This is a genomic window from Pseudomonas sp. 8 R 14, assembly GCF_900005955.1.
GTDB lineage: Bacteria > Pseudomonadota > Gammaproteobacteria > Pseudomonadales > Pseudomonadaceae > Aquipseudomonas > Aquipseudomonas marginalis.
The window spans coordinates 441,500-461,236 of the sequence record NZ_CVTH01000058.1; the positions used below are offsets into that span (position 1 = coordinate 441,500).

Here is a 19,737-nt window from a genome sequence, read left to right on the forward strand (position 1 = left end):
AATCAGTTGGAATAAGGGGAACGGTACGGGCTGACCGGCAAAGGCATAGGTCCGCTCAGGTCTTCGAACAAGTAGCGCAGATAGGCATTACCCGCGTACTGGCGGTAATCCTGGGCGTTATCGAGTCCGATTTCACCTCCCAGGTAGAACCGCGAGCTGAGACGGTATTCGGCAGCCGCGTTGAAGCTGTAGCCGACGCCGGTTTTGCTGGTGCTCTCGTACTTGGGATTACCCCTGGACGCTTGCAGCGTGCTTTCGCCCGGGAAGAAATCCGCCCCATCTTGCGCGATATGCTGCAGGCCTACCGAACTTTTTACCTGGTAACTGAAGCGATCAAAGCTTTGTGCCCAACGAATCGGCACGCCCAGGGAGAAGAAGCGCTGCGGACTGAAGTAACCACCGTTGCCGTAGGTGTAGAAGTCCTGGTTTTCCTTGAAGGTCATCGCCGAGCCGCTGATACCCAGGGTCAACGTGTCCCGCTGGTTGTTGCGCAGATACCAGTAGATGCCGCTGCCCAGTTCCAGGCGGGTGTTGTCTTCGACGTTATTGCCCAGCAATTCATGCAGCGACGCGTAGCCGTAGACGCCCAGCTTCTGGTTGTCATAGCTCAGCTCACCACGGCCGCCGTTGGCGGTGACGCCGCCCCATTTGTTGCCATCGCCGTCTTCGGAACCCGCGAAGGAAGTGACACTGTCGGTGACCGGACGCCGGGAAATATTGGCGCCATAGCGGAAGTTCGAATTGGCCTCGAACGGACGCGAGACACTCACGCCACCCACCAGGGTGTTGTAGAGGAAGCCCAACGGGCTGACCCCGACGTCGGCCTTGAGGCCTTCATCCGGATTCTCGAACGCGACGGCCAAGCCAACACCGGTGTCGCTCTGGGAGCCCGCCGGGGTGGTGGTGCCTTTGCCGAAACGCGACAACGCATCGCTGCCCACGCTGCCCGCACTCAAGTGCACCGGCGTGACGCGCAACGCTATGGTGTTATCGCCCACCGGCATGCGCGCTTCGAACGGCGCTTCCACATCGGTGATCTTGCTCAAGCCTTTCTCGCCGTTATTGCTGCGCACGCTCAAGCCCTGCACCACATACCCGGTACGGTCACGCAGGATGGTATCCAGCGCACGCCGTGCCGGGCTCAGCTCGGGGCTGTCGATGGAGGCGATGGTCGACGGCGGCACAAACGGGTCGCTCAGGTCGTTGGACGTCGCGCTGGCAAACGCGCTGGACGTGACGGTCTTGGTCGGTGCATCGATCGGCGGCGGCACGGCGCCGGCGACAGTCAGGTCGGTGACCTGGCGGCGCTGGCCCGGCAAGCCCACGAAGGGGTTATACGATTTGCCCTGAGGTTCGGCCTGGGCCACCTGGGTCCTGGCCTTCATCGCGGTTTCAATCGCCAGGGCCTTGCGCAGCAGTTCAGCGGCTTCGCTGTTCTTGCCCAGGCCCTGATAGATGCGTGCCGCCGAAGTGAGGATCTCCGGGTTGCCCGGTTCGAGCGCCAGGGCCTTGTCGCTGGCCGATTGCGCCAGGCTGCGGTCGTTGCCTTTCAGGGCGATGTCCGCCAGACCCAATTGCAGGCGCGCATTGTTCGGGTTCTGCTGGATCAACGGCGTGTACAGCTCCATGGCCTTCTTGCCATTGCCGCTGGCCGCGTACATGCGCGCCAGGGCACCGACACCCAATGCGTCGTTCGGGCGCTGGGCCAGGGCCGGGGAAAGCATGTCGTAGGCCGCCACCAGGTCGTTCTTCTCGCGCAGGGCGTCGGCCTGCTTGACCCGGTACAGGTAGATCAAATCGTCATAGCGCTGGCGACCGATCTCGGTCAACGGCTGGCCTTGCACTTCGCGCAGGATCTCGCCCGCCTCGCTGTACTTGTTGGCCTTGAGCAGTACGTTGGCGTACAGCAGTTTCTGGTCGACGGTGGGGTTGGGGTTGTTCTCCACCACTCTCTGCATCATGTCCAGGCCGAACTGCGGGGCGCCCACTTCAACATAAGCAGCAGCCAGCACCGCCACGCGCTCAGGTTTTTGCCGGGTCAGCGACTCGGAACGACCAAGCAGCGCCAGGGCTTCCGGACGCTGGCCACGGCGCGCTGTTTCGATGGCGATGTCCGTCTGCTGATGCAGGGCGATATCGATCGCCAGCTCGTTCATGTCCGCCGTGCGCTGGGCGGTGGGGATGCGCCCGAGGGTGGCCTCGGCTTGTTTCCACTCGCTCAGTTCAGCCGACAACAGGGTACTGGTGTACAGCGCATCCGGTTGGTTGGGCTGGGTCTTGAGCAGGCCGTCGATCAGGGCACGCGCATTGCGGATCTGACCGTCGCGCAGGTACATGCGCGCCAGGGCAAAGCGGGTCCAGGGGTTTTCCGGGTCGGCGTCGAGGGCCTGGCGGTAGGCGGCTTGCGCAGCCTTCAGGTCACCGCGCTGCTCGGCCAGTTTGCCGACCTGGGTAGCGCGCAGTGCGTTGATTTTCACGCTCGGCGCAAACTTGGCGCGCTGGGCCGGAGACACCGAGTCGATCAGCTTCAGGGCTTCATCCGGCTGGCCGGATTGGGACAATACGTTGATCAAACCGCTGAGCGCATCCGGGTCGCCAGGGTGACGGGCCAACACCTTGCGGTAGCCGGCTTCGGCAACGTCGAACTGGTTGTCCTGGGCCTGGAAACCGGCCAAGGCGATTGCCGCCCCCGGTTGGCCCGGGTTCAGGCGCTCGGCCTGGGCCACCAGGTCACGGGCCTGGGCACCGCGGCCGGCGCGCTGGGCATCACGGCTCTGGCTGATCAGGTTCCAGTAACGCACGTCGTTCAGGGCCGACTGCCATGCGGCGCCACCGGGCAAGCGCGTGGCCTGCACCAGGTAGTTTTCCGCATCGCTGAAACGCTCTTGCTGTTGACGCAACACGCCCATGCCACCAAGGGCATCGACGTCATTGGATTTTTGCGCAAGGCGCGCCGTGAGCAGTGGCTCGGCGGTTTTCAAGTCGCCGTCGTCCAGGGCCTTGAATGCCTTGGTCATCTGCGGATCACGCTGCCAGGCACCGCCGCCCTTGCCTTGGGCGATGCCCTTGTCCATGAGCGCGCGGATCTCGGTGTCATCCGGGTGCACGGTGAGAAATTGCTGGAACAGCGCCACCTGGTCCGGCTTCGGTGGGCCGAGCCAGACCAGCGCAAAGCGCCAGGTTTCATCGGCGTTGCCGCCCACATCGTTGTTCGAGGCCAGCTTGGCCAACGCACGGATACCGTCCGGCCGGGTTGCCGGGTTACGTGCCAGGTGCTTGGCCAGGAACAGCGCAACGATCGGATCGTTGGGCCGCTCACGGGTCAGGCGCTGCAGGCCGGCAATGGCCTCATTGGTGCCCTTGGCGGTAAAACCCAGGGTGTTGTAGTACTCACGGGCAATCAGGCCCTGGGGCTGGCGGCCCTGGAAAATCTGACGGTACAAGGCCACAGCCTTTTCGCGCTCGTCTTCGGGCTCACCCAATTCACGCGCCTGCTCCAGCAGCTTGGCATTTTCCGGCATGTTGACGGTGATGTCCTGCTCCAGCTGCAACGCCTGGCGCGGCACCGGGCTCAGCGCTTGCAGTCGGGCCAGGTACTTTTGCGCCTCGGCCGGGTGGTTCTGCTGCATCTGGATCAGGCCGATGCCATAAAGCGCGTCCGGCTGCTCGGGGCTCAGGTTAAGCAGTTTCTGCCAGGTCTCCAGGGCCCGCTCGGGGTTTTTCTTCGCCTGCCAGTAGTAGCCCTGCTCGATCAGCAGGGACTGCGGGTCGCTGGTTTCAGCGAAGCTGGCGGTCGAGGCCAGGGCGGCGAGAATCGCAATGGCTAGCGTGTGACGGCGCATGCTGCCTCCCAGGAAAGTTTGACCGTACCATCTTGTTCAAAACGGTACTTCTGATCGGAAAAGCCTTGGCTGAACAGGCTGAGCATGTAGTCGTAGTAGATCGGCTGCGCGCTGTCCGGCGCCGAGGGCGCCAGGGCTTTGTTGAGCGCGTCGTCGACCTTGGCCTTTTGCAGTTGTGCCAGGGCGGTTTCGCCACGGGCCTGGAAGAAGGCAATGGTCGACGCCGAGAAGCCGATCGGCGAATAGCCGTTGTTCTTCTCGACTTCGCCGGTGGTGACGTGGATTTTCTCCGGCGGGAAGCCGGTGGCCGCCGCAGCCGTCGCCCGGGACATGCCCCCCAGGGACTTGAGCATGCCCGCCGCGAGTGGATCGGCCTTGGCGGTCATGCCGGCCCACATGTAGGTGCGGATCGCGTCGTAGCTGCCCAGGTCATCGGAGAACGGGTCGACCACAAACAGCCCGGTGTTGGCACTGGTCGCGCGGTAACCGACCCAGTTGGCCGCCAGGCCATGGGGGTTGCTCGCGGTGTCGGCGAGCATCCGCGCGTTGCTTTCGGCCACTTCGTTCCAGCCGGCATTCGGCCGCTCTTTATGGAAGCGACGTAGCTGCGCCAGCACCTGGTAGCTCGGGTTGAACCGCCACAGACCACCGGCATGGGCGTAACCCACCGGCCCCGGCAACAGCATCTTGCCCAGGCCCGGCACACGCACGATCAGGTTGCGTTCCACATTGGCCAGCACCAATTGCGCATCGGCGCGGTATTGCGGTGCATTCCACACGCGGGCCGCTTCAAGCAGGGCGTAGGCCATCCACAAATCCGCGTCGCTGGCAGAATTGGGGTCGATCACGCCCCAGGTGTTGTCAGGCTTTTTGCCCCACAACCAACCTGGCAGGTTCTGGCCGATATCGGCCCCCGACATGTTGGCCTTGGTCCAGGTCCACAGCTTGTCGAAGCTGCCACGGTCGTTGCCGACCAGGGCGAAGAACATCGCGTAGGACTGCCCTTCGGAGCTGCTCTCGGTAGGCTTCATGGAGGAGTTGAGCACGCGGCCGTCGTCCTGCACGAAGCGCTTGGCATAGTTCTGCCACAACGGCCAGTCGCAGCTCTGCGCCTGCGCCACACCAGCACACATCAGCGAGCCCAGCGCTATCAGGGCCATGCTACGCAGCGGGCTCATGCCAACCGCCGTTTTGCACGGGCACGCAGCGACAGGTAGATCAGCGACGTGACCACCGCCAGACTGAGGAAGGTGATCAACAGCATCCACCCCAGGTGCTGGGACAGTTGCCACTGCATGAACTTGAAGTAGTTGAGCTTGCCGACGTAGTACTGCTCGTCCGCCACCAGCGAGCTGATCTGCGTGCCTTGCACCACCGCCAGGCTGCCCTGGATCGAATCTTTGTAGTCGTCGCCGCCGATCAGGGCGGAGGTAGCTTCCAGCAGGCCTTGCGGCTGGTTGCTGGCGATCAGGACCACGCTGCGCCCGGACTTGAGCGGCGATTGGAAACCGGCCAGCCAGGTGCTGCTGCTCAAGCTGTTGAAGGTGATCCCGGTATTGGCCTTGTGGATATTGGCCGCCGGATCGGGGCTGACCCAACTGCGCACATAACGCGGCAGGTCCGACAACAGGAACTGATGCTGCGCGCCATCGCTGGTCGCCGGCAGGTACTGCTGCCACTGCTTGAGCAGCGGTTGGTTGGCGGCGGTGGCGAGCACCAGCAGGTCCTTGTCGGCGACGCTTTGCACATCTTTGGCCTGTACCACTTTCACGGCAGTCGCCGGGTAACCGGTGGCTTCGCCGAAGCGGCCGAGCACGGTCAGGTAAGCGGTGATTTCATCGGTGCCGAAGTTGTCCGGCATGACCACGGCGGATTCCGACAGGTCGGCCAGGCGCGTGAACGGGAAACCGGAGTCGTTGAACACACCCAGGTTAGGCATGGCGATGTAGTGCTGGTAACCGGTGACATCGAGGGTCGAGTCCGGGTCGACGGAACCGCGCATGTTGTCGACGATAATGTCGCGGCATTCGCCTTCCTTGATGTAGTCGTACATAAAGCGCAGCTGCAGCTTGGACTTGGGCGATGCCGAGCTGATCGGCAACAGGGTCGTCACTTCACGGGGCAGGCTTTCGTCTTTCTTCAACTGGTCGAGCAGGGTTTGACCGCCGCCCAGGTTGGTCACCGACGGCAGCGCCACGGACTTCATGAACTGGTCATTCAGACCGATCAGCAGCGCGGAATTGGTCGACACCTGCTGTGGGGTGTAACGGTATTTGAGGTGCAGCGGCACGCCTTCTTCACGCCAGTTGAACAGGTCAGGCGGCAGGCGCATGTCGACGCTGATGGCGCCGGGATTGTAGCCCGACACACTGAGTTTCTGCTGCTCGACCAACTCACCGAGGCGCACCGGGCGGTTGCTCGGCAGCCAGTTCGGGGCGTCATAGGGACGGCGCGGCGCGAGGGCTTCGAGCTTGGTGATGACCACGCTGTTGCCGGCCAATACCGGGCTACCCAGCACCACGGCGGTGGCGGCGCGCTTGAGCTCTTGCGCGTCACGGCCGGTGACGATCAGCAGCTTGCCATTGGCGTCGCTGGGGTTGGCGATCAGGGTCAACGTCGGGCCGGTCGGCTTGGCGATGGCGACACCGTGCACATCCATGGCTTCGGCGGTTTGCACCAGCACGATGGCATTGCCCTTGGCCGGCAGCTCGCCGAGGGTGGTCGGGAAGGTCGCGCCACGGTAGCTGGCGAGGCCGCCGATCCAAGACGACAACGCACCGGCCGCTTCCAGGGCGGCACTGTCCGGCGCGGTGGCGAACACGAACGGCAGGCTCACCCGGCGCGCGTCACGCTTATCGAAGAATGGCAGCGGCAGCACGGCCAGGTCGTCCTTGAGGACGATCGGCTCGACCTGCACTTTCAGCTCACTGCTGTTGCTGATCTTGGCCCACAGGCTGCTGTGCAACGGGTCTTCGCAGGACATGGTGTAGTGACCGATGAACTGCAGGCTCAAGCGGTTGAATTCGGTGATCAACTTCGGCGGGATCTGCACCAGTTGTTCCTGCTGAGTGCCGGCCCCCTCTTTGGGCAACGCCAGGCTGGCGGCTACTTCGCCGTTGACCAGCACGTTGATCTGCGACAGGTCCGCCAGCAACGCCGGCGAGTAGCTGTACTTGAGCAACAGTTGCGCGCCCTTGACCACTTCGTCGGCACGAATGTCGAAGTTGACGCTGTCGGAAGACTCCACCCCTTGCAGGTTCATGGTGTCGCGACGCCCCAATTGCTTGAGGGTCAGGCTGTAGCCGTTGTCGGTGCTTTGCACGGGCACGGTGGTCACCGCTTGCTCGGCAGCTTGCGCCAGGGTATTGAAACCCATCAGCGAGGCGATCATCAGCGCGAGTGCACGGCGCGGATGAGGGCGAGCGAAAATCTTCGAGGTCATGGCTTGTCCATCAGCGTATCAAGCGGTTTTTTGGGGGTGCGGCTCAAGGCCAGACGCAGTTCGTGTAGGGTGGCGCGGCCGAGGGTGAACAGGCCGCCGATGCCGATGGAGCTGACTTCGCGCAGGGCCGCCAGCGGCGTATCCGGTTGGCCGGCGCCCCAGCTCGCGGCCCAGGTGTCGGCGCGGGAGAAGGTCAGGCGTACCAATTCGCTTTGCTGGCGCAGGCTGAGGGGTTCGAACTGGGCGCCGATCTGCGCCCCTTTGCTGAACACCACGCGCGCATCGAACAGGCTGTCCTGGCCGTTGCGCGAAAGCACCAGTTGCACGCGCTCGCCCTGGGTGATCGAGTGACCATCGGTGAGCATCAGGCCGAAGCCGTTCTGCGAGAAATCCTGGGTAGTGCCATCCAGCACTCGGCCGTCGGCACAGATAATGCTCACCGGTAGCTTGGCGCTGACGCGCGGCTCGGAACGCACCTGGCGCGCCTCCGAGGCCACGGCGACGGCGGCGCTGGTGATGATCAGGTTGTAGAGGGTCCAGGTCAGGTTGATCGCCACCGTCACAGCCGTGGACGCATCGCCCCAGATCAACTGATGGATACCAAAGCCCAGGCCGACCAGGTTCACGGCCAACAGCACCAGGTAAGGGCGCGCCAGCTTCCAGTCGAAGAACTGCTTGTCGATGATGCCGCCCTTGTCGGTGACGTTGAAGCCACCGGCCTTGGGGTTGACCAGCGCCACCAGCACCGGCGGCAGGATGTACCAGGCCAGTACGGTCTCGTATACCTCGTTCCAGAACGAGTGCCGGAAGCGGCCCTGGATACGTGAGTTGGTCAGGCTTGAATGCACCAGGTGCGGCAGTACATAAGCGACGATCATCAGCGCCGAGGCATGGAAAATCTCCGCGCCAAAGACCAAATAGGCCAGCGGTGCGGTGAGGAATACCAAACGCGGCAAACCATAAAAGAAGTGCAACATAGCGTTGGCGTAGCAGATGCGCTGGCCCCACTTGAGGCCCTTGCCCAGCAACGGGTTGTCGGTGCGGAAGATCTGCGCCATGCCCCGCGCCCAGCGAATCCGCTGGTTGATGTGGCGCGACAGGCTTTCCGTGGCCAGGCCCGCGGCTTGCGGGATCGCCAGGTACGCCGTGTTGTAGCCCAGGCGGTTGAGCTTGAGCGCGGTGTGGGCGTCTTCGGTCACGGTCTCGACGGCTACCCCGCCGATTGCCAGCAGCGGCTCACGGCGAATCACCGCACACGAGCCGCAGAAGAAGGTGGCGTTCCACAGGTCGTTGCCGTCCTGCACCAGGCCGTAGAACAACTCGCCCTCGTTGGGCACGGCGCGGAAGGTGTCGAGGTTCTTTTCGAACGGGTCCGGCGAGAAGAAGAAGTGCGGCGTTTGCAGCATCGCCAGCTTCGGATCCTTGAGGAACCAGCCAAGGCTGACTTGCAGGAAGGAGCGCGTCGGCACGTGGTCGGCGTCGAACAGCGCGACGTATTCGCCGTCGGTGACCTTCAACGCTTCGTTGAGATTACCGGCCTTGGCGTGGAAGTTGTTGTCGCGACGGATGTAGTTGACCCCGACCTTGCGGCAGAACTCGCGAAAGTCATCACGGCGGCCGTCATCGAGCACGTGCACACGCAGCTTGTCCTTGGGCCAGTCCATCGCCTGGGCGGCGAAGATGGTCAGTTTTACGATGCTCAGCGCTTCGTTATAGGTGGGGATGAACACATCCACCGTCGGCCATTCTTCCGGCTCGGTCTTGAGCCACACCGGGGTGCGACGCAGCGGCCAGGCGGTTTGTACGTAGCCGAAGATCAGCACGATCAGGGCGTAGAACTCGGCGGCGACCAGGCCGTAGCCGAAGAACATGTCGAGCCAGGTTTCAAAGCCCAGGGTGGAGGTGAGTCGCCAGAACATGTAGCGCAGCGAGGCCACCAGCGACAATACCACCAGCGCGAGGATTGCCAGGCGCCCCGGGATCTTGCGCAGCACCAGCACCGCCATGAAGCACACAACGGCAAACAGGCATTGGCTGTAGAGGTCCAGCGGCGCACTGATAACGCCAAAAAACAGCAGGGCACCGAGCACGCAACTGGCAAATACCAGCACCGTACGTAGCGCTGCAGGCCAGCGATTGAAGCGCGCGATGGCGCCATTCAGGCGCTGTTCAGCGCGCCCTTCGACGAAGGGCGTGGAGGACGTATTGTCGGTCATGGAAGGTCCGAGTCGATGCGTTCGAGCAAGGCGCGGCACAGGGCGTGGACGTCCTGGCAGCCGATACTGTTGACGGTAGGGTCGAGGGGATCACGCCCGTAGGCCTGGGCTTCGCTGAACGCCAGGTCGCGGTGTACCGTGCCCAGCAGGGCACTGCCGAGGCGCGTCTTGAACACCTCGGCCATGTCCAGGCTGAAGCGGTGGGCGGCGTCCAACTGGTTGATCACATAAAAGCGTTGTGGCGGTTTTGCGCGTTGCAGGTATGGCACCAGCACGCTGTCCATCTGCTCCAGGGTGCTGAACGACGCCACATCCGACTGCACCACCACCAGCACCGCGTCGGCAACCGACATGGCTTGGCGGAGGTACACGGTGTTGCCCGCCGGTACGTCGATGATGACCGTGTCCTGGCCGTTCAGCTTAAGGCTGGCCAAACGCTTGCCAAGCCACTCGGGATCCTGACCCAACCAGCGATTCAAGCTCTGCTGCTGCTCGTGGTCAGTGCCACCGAACGCCACCAGGCGGCAACCGCCAAAGCCGCGTTCAGGCAGGGCTTCCCAGCTTTCGTTAAGCAAGCTGGTAGCGCCGATGCCAGGGAAGTCGAGGCCCAGGCACAGGTGGTGACGCAGGGCGTTTTGCGGGTCCAGGTCGAGGGCAAGCGCCGGGTGCCCCTGGCGCTGCAAGCCACTGGCAATCGCAGCAGACAAGGTGCTACGGCCGACACCCCCTTTAACCGAAACCACCACCACCACTTTCGGCGTGGACTGCTCCGAATACACCTCGCCTTGCGTGCCCGGTACCACTTCGGACCGTGGCAGGTGGTCGGCGGCGCCATGGTTCAGCTCTTCGAGCAAACGCAACAACGGGGCCGATGGGGCTTCGTCCAAGAGAGCTGCCACTGCAGGCGGGGGAGCAACAACCTCCGGGCTTTCCAGGACCTCTACTTCGTCCTCGATAAACTCATGGATAAAGTCGATTTCGCGGTAGCCATTCGGGTTGGCACCCAGCTTGTTGAATAGTTTTGAAATGTCATCTGCTCGACTCACTCACTGCCCCTCCCCACCTGGTTTGCGCTTTAAAGGCGATAAAAAGGTCAGCGAAGAGCTGACCTTGTATTTTTATAGTTATGTGTTGGCCGAGGCATTCTGTGATATCACATTGATGGTGTCAGTATTTTGATGCTTTTAGCTCGATATTATCCGACGAACGGCGTGGCGCCATTTTTATGACGAATCCAGCGATAAAAATGCATTCGTTGTAAGAACATGAACTTGCACCGATTTATCGTGATTTTTGTTGGCCTGATGGTCAAAAACGGCACAAATCTGACATACCCATAAACAAATAATCCGTTGCCTCAAATCTGTCTCGAAAATTTGCCTACACGATTTTGCGATTAAACCCACTATTCATATCGCGCGACAGAATACGCAAACCGCGCCTGGATTCAAGGCAAAACCCGCCCGGCGGTCGCCCGCGACGTCTATACACAACTAAGCAAAACCCACGCCGCTGGACACTTCCTCGACCCTCAATGAACCCACCCATTGAACCAAGAGGATACCCAGCACGAGCGCGAACGCGTTGACCATCGTCAGCCAGCGGACAACTGCTCAGGCTTATTGATGAACCCGCCGCTCGGTGAATTCATAATCACCCTGGCAATCGCTGGTGGGGTCCGCTGCCACACTCACGTAATGCACGGTGTCCGGGTCCACCAGCTTATAGGTGTACACATCCGGCGAACGCACCCCATCGGTGCGCAACTCGTTCTTACCGTCGGCCGCCGACCACGACCCCTGCTCGGTCCGAATCACCTGCGTCTGCTGCGCATCGCGAAAGAAGGTAATGGTGAAACGGCCATCGGCCTTGAGGTGGTTGGTCCACGACAGGAACTGACAGTTGCCGGTTTCCGAACGCAGGCCTTTCCAGGTACCGACCAGCGCGGGGTCGTTGCCGGGCTTGGTAATGGAGCACGCGCTGAGAGCGGCGGTGAGGAGGATGAGGCACAGGGAGAGAATCCGTTTCACGTGGGGCTTCCTTAGGCAGGGATGAACTCAACATCGCACCGGCCAGACCGCCCGACGACGAGGGAAGAATCCTACCCGCGCTTGCCGGAAAAAGGGGCGTTCGTGAAAAAAGCTCAGGTTCTGCAAAAATAGTCAGAATTCAGGGGTTTACAGAACGTTGCCAATCGCTATAATCGTCGCCCTAACACGCCGGTATAGCTCAGTTGGTAGAGCAACTGACTTGTAATCAGTAGGTCCCGGGTTCGACTCCTGGTGCCGGCACCACATTAGGCTCCACTGCATTCCACCGAATGCTCTGGAAGCCCCGAAAACCCGCCCTTTGGCGGGTTTTTTCGTTCCAGGACCCTCCGTCGGGATCCAACAAAATCCCCCTTCCCCGAGGGTATGTTAGGGGTACTGCGATTTCCCGGTCAGGAGCGCGTACCCCTATGCCACGTCTAGCGATCCCCCTCAGCGACCTGCAATGCCGCACGGCCAAAACCCGCGAACGCGCCTACAAACTGTTCGACGGCGGCGGCATGTACCTTTTCGTCAAACCCAATGGCGTGAAGACCTGGCGCTTGAAGTACACCAAGCCCAGCGGCAAGGAAGGTACGCTCATCATTGGCAATTACCCCATAGTTACCCTTTCCGTCGCACGACGTAAGCGAGACGAAGCCAAAGCGTTCCTGCTCGACAACCTCGACCCAATGGAAGAAAAGAAGAAGGCCAAGATCGTAGCCCAGCGGGCGGCATTGCTTTTCGAAACCGTTGCCCTGGAGTGGCACGCCGACATGTCCCGTCGCTGGACCGAAGGCCACGCAAAAACCGTGATGAGCCGACTGCGTACCCACGTCTTCCCGCTGATCGGCCAACGACCCATCGCTGAGCTCGATACCCATGACCTGCTAGAGATCACCCAGCGCATCAAGGAACGCGGCACCATGGATGTGGCGTTAAGGGTACAGAACTACTTATCCACCATCATGCGCGGGGCCAAAAGGGCTCGTCAGATCACCATGAATCCTGCACTGGATCTGGCAGGCTCAATTCACGCGCCGCGCACAGTCCATCGCCCGGCCCTATCCCTCAACCGCCTACCCGAACTGCTACACCGTATCGACAACTACAACGGCCGCGAGCTGACGCGCCTTGCTGTGCTGCTAACTTTGCATGTATTCGTCCGCTCCAGCGAACTGCGCTTCGCTCGATGGAGTGAGTTCGACCTTCAACGCGCCATGTGGGAAATCCCCGATACTCGTGCACCGATTGAAGGGGTACGCAACTCCACACGTGGGACCAAGATGAACGGCGACATTCAAATGGTTCCTCTATCGCCGCAGGTCATTGAAATACTGGAGCGCCTGCGCAGCCTCAGTCGCTTTTCAGAGTTAGTGCTACCGGGCGACCACAAGTACTGGAAGCCCATGTCCGAGAACACGGTGAACACCATGCTCCGCAACGTCGGCTATGACACCAGCAAGGACGTGTGCGGCCACGGCTTCAGGACCATGGCCTGTAGCGCTCTGCTGGAGTCCGGGTTATGGACCGACGCTGCCATCGAAAGACAAATGAGCCACAAGGAACGCAACCGCGTGCGCGCCGCCTATATCCACAAGGCCGAATTCCTCGAACAGCGCAGGCTGATCATGGCGTGGTGGAGCAACTACATCGACGCCAACCGCCATGGGCATGTGACGCCCCACGAATTCGCTCACCCGGTCGGTGACAACATTACCGCCCTACAAAATAGCCGTGGCGCATCCAAACGTGGGTAAGCCTATAAGATCACCGCAGTCCGCCCTTCAACGCGGGTCCATCCAAGCGGGGCTGCAAAGCCGCCCTGCTTGGATGGACCTCACTTAAAAAATCTAAAGCCCACGCAACTGTCTGTGGAAAACCACTGATTTCCACCGGTGGATAATTTCATCCACAGCCGCAGAATTGCCGAAAATTCGAGCCTTGACCCAAATTATCCACAGGCGTAGAAAAGATCGGGCAAGTGCTGTCGTTGACAGCAACCCAGGTAGCCAGAACCTTTAAGGCTACGCCACACCGTGGTGGTTCTCCCAAAGTGCGATTAGCGTCCGGCGGCTCGCACGGTCACTCACCGAGTGATGGATGCCTACTTCAGATCATTGCCATTGCGGCAAATACATCCCCCTACCCAGCTGCCCTGCAGCAATCTATCCGCTTGGCCATTTCACTGCGCCAGACTGCGCCCGTCTCTTTCTTCCGGAAAGAGACGGGCGCTCCAACCGCTGCTGCAGCCCAACTCGTACAAGGCTTTGCGGCATTCCCCCTCGTGACAATCGGCGTGACAAACACCGAAGTCACTAGGAGCAGCGATGCCGATGATGGTGCCGCAGTCCAGGGAATGGACTGCACCTGACTGACAGTCAGGCATGTCCCGGTCATCGCCTCACTGCCTTCACCCGACTCAGGATCTCGCGGCACCGGTCTCGTCAGCCAGTGCAGCCTCCACCCGCCCACTTCTGAGGAAGTGCTCAGGAGGCCAGATCATGAGATGCCCAAGCTCCCGGTCGTAAGGAGCCGCCAGTCCCGCGTTAGCGGACAACCCTCACCGGTCGCAGGGGCCTTGATCCCTGATAACACTCAACATTCTTGGCGGGATGACGTGGGGAAAGTTTTAAAAGTTTTAGCTTCGAGAGGAGTTCGATCATGGCACTGGTGGGCAAACGAGGTGGCCGCAATTTTGGCTATGGCCGACAACTGAGCTATGCCGGGCCGCAGGCATTGCGCGATCTATTTGGCTGCGGGCATTACGGCACGGTCAAAGCACACAGTGATCGCTGGCAGGCGTTTGTACGCTGGTGTCGGTCGGAGGAAGGGCCGGGGTTTAACGATGCGCGGCAGATTAATTGGCAGACCTTGCTGGACTACGCCGGACATCTGCGCCAACAAGTTGAACAAGGTGAGCTGGCCATCGCCACTGCGCAAAACCGGTTGTCCAGTGTGAATCGGACCATGGCCGCACTTCGCGGTGATCAGTATGTGAAAGTGCCGAGCCCGAGTAAGGCGCTGGGAATGCGGCGCACCAGTGTTCGTCGTTCAGCGCCGCAATGCCAAGATCGCGAACAGGTGAAGCGGATCGTCGACATGCTTTGCGAAAACCAGCAGCCGCACGCCGCGGCCATCGCTCAGTTAGCGCGAGCCACCGGTATGCGCTTGCGCGAGGCGATTTTGGCCGACCTTCCCCGTCTAAAACGTGAAGCCAAGCAATTCGGCAAAATCAACATTCAGGACGGCACCAAAGGTGACCGTTCAGGCGCGTCAGCACCTCGTTGGGTTACGGTAGATGATCATATTCGTGACGCGCTGAGGTTTGCCGAAAAGGTCTCGCCCGACGGCAGCCGCAACCTGCTTGCACCGAACGAACGCTACCTCGATTTCTTGCAGGGAATCGTCCGCACCGCACGGGACATCCTCCATCAGCACAACCTCAAAGGCTTCCACGAATTGCGGGCAGCCTATGCGTGCGAACGCTATGAGCAAATCACCCACCATCCCGCCCCCATCAACGGTGGTCATTGCTATCAACTCGAACGACGCCTAGATCAGGATGCCCGAGTACAAATCAGCTATGAGCTGGGGCACAACCGTATCGTCGTGGTGGCCGCTTACATTGGTGGTCGAGCATGAGCACGGCATTCGATATGGATCTGTTCCTGGCGGGCGTCCTGACCGGGTCGCATACCACGCGGCAACGCCACCTGCATCAGGCGAAGGCTATCCAAACAGCAATCGCTGAGCGCTGGCAACGCGACAATCCATGGACTTGGCAGAGAAAACACCTTGCGTGGTTTTTGAATCACCACCTAAACCAGCACACTGAATCGACGCGCTATTACTATTTGCTGACCATGCAATTACTCACTCATCGCTTAGGAAAACCCTGGCAGTTCAACCTCTAAACGAAGGTCAGAAAACGGCCGATTCTGTTGAAAAAGTCGGTTTCCCCAAACTGTTCGAATATTGATGGGTAAAAACACCTTTTTTTGCACGCTGCTACGTGAAATCCGAGTCACGCAGCCTCTGCTGAAGGTAAGGATTTCAATCTCAGACGCGTACTTTTCAGCCATGGGAACCAAGCCGGACTTTTTCAACACAATCGGCCAAAAGCAGACCTTTGACCTGTCAAAGAAGCTCAGGAGCTATAAATGAATAGGGGAGGTATTTGCAGAAAAGTCACGTCAGAGTAAGGACGTCCTGACCTCGTCCGATAGTAGCTCAGCTTAGGGGCACTTGCACCGACCAATGGCGCAGGCATTCGCAAACAATGCTCTGGACTGGATAAAATTCAAAATGGATAATGGGGGCAATTAGCCACCACTAAATCATGATGGATTATGAAAAAAATAATACATGTTTCAGATATACACGCTAGCACCACTCCGCTTAAAGGGCAGTCCAGACAATTTCTTGAGAGGTTGAAGGACGCATTTTTGGCGGACATACAGTCACTTGAGGGGGCTGATTCCATCATTTTCTCCGGAGATCTGACCTACTCAGGAAAGATGGAAGAGTTCGAGCTCTGCCAGAAAGAAATAATCGTTCCTATTCGTGATGCCCTCAGGCTAGATAATAAAGATATTCTTTTGGTACCAGGGAACCATGACACGGATTGGAGTGGTTTCAGTTTCTCTACGAAACTAGCAATAAAAAGCCTTCGTAAAGAGCATGACTCTGGAGGTATAGCCGAGCTCCAGGCTGAGTTGCTTTCTGGTGAAAAAAAACCTTATGCAGGATGGTTGGACTTTACTAGTAAGTTCTACGAAGGATCTCAGAGTGTGGTGGAGATAAAAGATTTTTATCAGACTTACAAACATGGAAATGTTGGTATTGCATGCCTTAATACCGGCTGGTCCGCGATTGGAGAGGGTGATAGAGAGAACCTCTTTATCGGGGAGCGGCAGCTAGATGCTGCAATGAAGAGTATCAGTGGCTTCAAGGAAAAGGTCATCATCATGCATCACCCTATGGAGTGGCTACATCCAGAGGAGCGCAGGTTGTTGTCTGCGAAAATAACCAACTTTAAGGTTTCAACCATTTTCTACGGACACATGCATGAATTTAATATTCTTCGGGAATCTTCATTTTCTGAAGACTTTGTGATGAAAATGCAGGCTGGTAGGTTTGATCTGTCAGGAACAGAGAAAAGCGGTTACTCAATCATCAGTGCAAATCATACTGACAATCTTAAGTCAGGAAGAATTCTATTTCGGCGATATGACGAGGCTGCTAAGAAGTTTGCGCCATGGGTAGATAGGTGTCCTCAAGGGCAAATGGATTACGAAGCAGCTCTATCGGGTGGCTTTAATAGAGAAGCGTTTGCTGAGGATTGTAGTAAAGTATTGGATCGCTTTGACTACGATCTGATGTGCAACACTGGTGTGGCAGAGGCTGAACGTAAACGACTTTCTGAGATATTCATTTGCCCTGCTATTAAGGTGGAGGGGTATGAAATCGAAGAGGACGGCGAGGAGCAGTATATTGGCTTTGAGGAATTGACGAAGTCGCGAGATAACTTTCTTCTCGTCGGTGGTGAGAACTCCGGAAAAAGCACCATATTGAAAAGCTTGCTCATGAATAAGCTCAGGAGCCAAGCGCAGGCGCAGTTAGATGAAATTGCATTCTATTTTGATTGCAAAGGAAAGAAGCTGCCGTCCAAGAATAGAATCAAGGCAGTTTTAACTGAAATTTACGATTCTCTCCCCGGTTCGGCTTTATACATTGACACTCTAAACAATAAAACCACAACCGAAAATGCACTTCTGATTTTTGACGGGGTGGAAGGGCTTTCTCAACGCTGCATTGACGAACTGATTGACTTCCTGAAAGAATACAAGGCTCCTAGGTTCATTATATCTTGTAAGCACGCTACAGCTCATGAAATTGCAACAAAGCTGCGCACGGAAGTGGCTAGGAAGTTTTTTGAGGTAAACATCGGCGGGATGAAGCGAAGCCATCTCAAGGGATTGGTCGGGAGGTGGCTTTCAAGTTCTACCAAACAGAACTCTGTTGCAAGAGAAATCTTGAAAGCTGTTGATAACGCAGGGATGCCGAATAATTTATTTGTGTATTCTATGCTGCTTTCGATTTATGAGCGAAAGCAAGGCCATTTCTCTACCTATCTGCATGAGGCAGATCTTGTTGAGAATTTTATCGAAGTAATTATGCATAAGCACTGTATTACTGTTGAGCGGGCACCACAATATAAGGATCTATTGCGTCTGCTTGGTAGCATTGCTCATGAAATGGTCTGTAGAAATACATTCGCCCTCAAGGTGTCTGAAGTGGATGCCCTTATCGTCCAGTTCAATGGTGACATTGCTCAGGACTTTCAGGTCGCCTCCTACCTCAATCCTATATTGGCAAGCGGCGTGATTGAACTTTCTGAAGGTAGATACCGATTCAGTCAGGCCTGTTTCTTTGATTACGTCTACGCCAGATATCTCAGCAATAGAAGTACTTCGTACACAGAGCTGCATAACTCGATTAACTTCCTGCGTTTCAATAAAGTTATTGAGTATATATCTGCTATTTCGAAAGAAGATACAGCTTTACTTGAGTTTTGTCAGAAGCTCACTGCTGACGCATGGGAAATCTGTGTTGCGTCAGAAAAAATCTCCGATCTGAAGTCCGCTGCGCAGGAGCTTCAAGAGGCTGCGCAGTCAGATATTCTCGATGAGCTGAAGGTGGAGTCCATCGATAAAGCTCTTGCCCAAGAGCCTCCTAAAGAGCACGAAATCGATGATCGGATGGATAGTGAAAATCCTTTGAGGGAGTGTCCTCAGAATGGCGAGTCCCGTGCTACTTGGGACGACCTCCATGGCGCAACGTTATTTCAATCTTCACTGTCTCTCTATGCCCGAGTATTCAGGGCGGCAGAGCACGTGACAGATCGCTCGATAGCAGATCAGCACTTTTCTAGTGCCTTGGATTTCTATCAAAAGACTATTGCATTGAATACTAGACGGTTTCAAGAGAAGCTGCGGCCTATCGTGTTGGAAAAGCTTGCGAGGCATTCTAAATACCAAGAGCTACCCCAAGAGCACAGAAAGAAGGCGACCGAAAGATTTGATGCTTTCCTCAATTTTCTTATCGCAGCGTTCCCTAATTTTGCTGTGTCAATGATGACTGCTGATCTAGTCAATTCCAGGCAGATAAGTCGACTCAGGGAGAAGCGCTCTGAGTCAGTCGACAACCTGGAAAAGATCATCATAACGTATGCCCTTTGCGAAATTGATGGAGTTGACACGCTTGGCGAAATTAAGTCCCTCAAGCCGAGTAAGAGCTATGAGTATTCTACGGTTATCATGAAAATTTTGGAACTCTCTCACATGGACTTCACTCTTAGTCAAGAGGTTCGTGAAGAGTTGATTGAACATGCCAAATCGCTGATGAAGAATAAGCTAGCTAGGAAGCTGGTTAATGATCTTTCTGAGATATCGACCAAAATAACTGGAGAGTTGCTGGGGCTAGAGTCGTAATATGAATATTGATTTGAATGTCGTAGCAACTGGCCTAGCAGCTCCTTGTGCGGTTTTAATTGTAAAAACGCTTCTGGACTTCAGTCTATCTCACTATTTCGTTAAGTATTTTCACTGGATTCCTGTGAGGGGCTTTTTTCGGGATCGTCCCCCTGCATTATCAGGTAGATGGCAGCAAGTTTGGGAGGCTCCGGATAGTCCCAGCTTCAAAGAGATTAAGGATCGTCACAGCTATACAGATATCAAGCAGTTCGGAAAGTATCTTTATGCGGAGTTTGACGCTAAAGGCAAAACTTACTGTATGTTTGGCATGATCAAGAACTCTTACATCTCCGGAGAATGGTACGATAAAAGCGATCGGCTTGCTTATTTTGGAGCCTTGCAGTTAAAAATCGTCGATACGGGAAATTTGACAGGCCTGTACATAGGCCATTCCTCCCGGACGAGTCGTGTGGGGTGCGGAGATTGGAATTGGAACCGTTGCTCTCCTTGAGAGCGGCTTCCTATAGGTCTTCTTTTCAAATATTTCGTTACTCTTTTCTCTGCTGCAGCACTCTAAGGTTCTCAAGCCATCGTGAGCGTCCGCTATTGGTCGTCGTCCGCTATTGGTCGTCGTCCGCTGCCTGTCGCCACGGCAGCTTTTGGCGGACTCCTACCTATTCTCGCCGGAGGGGATGATCAACAACGTTCGAATTCGGGAGGTTTACCATTCCG

The 19,737-nt window shown here is 57.6% G+C and carries 11 protein-coding genes and 1 tRNA gene; 6 read left to right on the forward strand and 6 right to left on the reverse strand.

What is annotated here, in order from left to right:
* Window positions 1–2: 2 nt before the first annotated feature.
* The 6 genes from BFQ01_RS14430 to BFQ01_RS14455 all read right to left on the reverse strand — a co-directional run bounded on the left by BFQ01_RS14430 (window position 3) and on the right by BFQ01_RS14455 (window position 11,530).
* Window positions 3–3,842 (reverse strand): cellulose biosynthesis protein BcsC, encoded by a 3,840-nt coding sequence (locus BFQ01_RS14430; protein WP_065925772.1) that lies wholly within the window; start codon window positions 3,840–3,842, stop codon window positions 3–5.
* Window positions 3,824–5,020, reverse strand: a complete 1,197-nt coding sequence (gene bcsZ / locus BFQ01_RS14435; RefSeq protein WP_027605101.1) for a cellulose synthase complex periplasmic endoglucanase BcsZ — start codon at window positions 5,018–5,020, stop codon at window positions 3,824–3,826. Before bcsZ ends, BFQ01_RS14430 begins: the two co-directional genes overlap by 19 nt.
* Window positions 5,017–7,284: a cellulose biosynthesis cyclic di-GMP-binding regulatory protein BcsB gene (gene bcsB, locus BFQ01_RS14440; RefSeq protein WP_065925773.1), complete on the reverse strand. Its 2,268-nt coding sequence runs from the start codon at window positions 7,282–7,284 to the stop codon at window positions 5,017–5,019. The genes bcsZ and bcsB overlap by 4 nt, the downstream gene beginning before the upstream one ends.
* On the reverse strand, window positions 7,281–9,500 hold the full coding sequence (gene bcsA / locus BFQ01_RS14445; RefSeq protein ID WP_065925774.1) for a UDP-forming cellulose synthase catalytic subunit: 2,220 nt from the start codon (window positions 9,498–9,500) through the stop codon (window positions 7,281–7,283). Before bcsA ends, bcsB begins: the two co-directional genes overlap by 4 nt.
* Entirely contained in the window at window positions 9,497–10,546 is a 1,050-nt protein-coding gene (gene bcsQ, locus BFQ01_RS14450) for a cellulose biosynthesis protein BcsQ (RefSeq protein ID WP_083244882.1), read from the reverse strand. Before bcsQ ends, bcsA begins: the two co-directional genes overlap by 4 nt.
* Before the next feature lie 573 nt (window positions 10,547–11,119).
* Entirely contained in the window at window positions 11,120–11,530 is a 411-nt protein-coding gene (locus BFQ01_RS14455; RefSeq protein WP_065925775.1) for a hypothetical protein, read from the reverse strand.
* A gap of 188 nt (window positions 11,531–11,718) precedes the next feature.
* Between BFQ01_RS14455 and BFQ01_RS14460 the strand changes: the two genes are divergently transcribed.
* The 6 genes from BFQ01_RS14460 (at window position 11,719) to BFQ01_RS32285 (ending at window position 19,516) form a co-directional block, all read left to right on the forward strand.
* Window positions 11,719–11,794 (forward strand) — tRNA-Thr (locus BFQ01_RS14460).
* Between the two features lie 164 nt (window positions 11,795–11,958).
* Window positions 11,959–13,287 carry a tyrosine-type recombinase/integrase gene (locus BFQ01_RS14465; protein ID WP_065925776.1) on the forward strand — a complete coding sequence of 443 codons (1,329 nt, stop codon included), beginning with the start codon at window positions 11,959–11,961 and terminating at the stop codon, window positions 13,285–13,287.
* 904 nt (window positions 13,288–14,191) lie between these two features.
* Complete coding sequence (locus tag BFQ01_RS14470; protein ID WP_065925777.1) at window positions 14,192–15,172, forward strand: integrase domain-containing protein; 981 nt, start codon at window positions 14,192–14,194, stop codon at window positions 15,170–15,172.
* A complete protein-coding gene (locus BFQ01_RS14475; RefSeq protein ID WP_065925778.1) occupies window positions 15,169–15,444 on the forward strand; it encodes a hypothetical protein in 276 nt (91 codons plus the stop codon). The genes BFQ01_RS14470 and BFQ01_RS14475 overlap by 4 nt, the downstream gene beginning before the upstream one ends.
* A 435-nt stretch (window positions 15,445–15,879) precedes the next feature.
* Window positions 15,880–19,023 carry a metallophosphoesterase family protein gene (locus tag BFQ01_RS14485; protein ID WP_065925780.1) on the forward strand — a complete coding sequence of 1,048 codons (3,144 nt, stop codon included), beginning with the start codon at window positions 15,880–15,882 and terminating at the stop codon, window positions 19,021–19,023.
* Between the two features lies 1 nt (window position 19,024).
* The gene (locus BFQ01_RS32285) at window positions 19,025–19,516 is read left to right on the forward strand and encodes a hypothetical protein (protein WP_141691276.1); all 492 of its coding nucleotides are present in this window, start codon (window positions 19,025–19,027) and stop codon (window positions 19,514–19,516) included.
* Window positions 19,517–19,737: the final 221 nt, after the last annotated feature.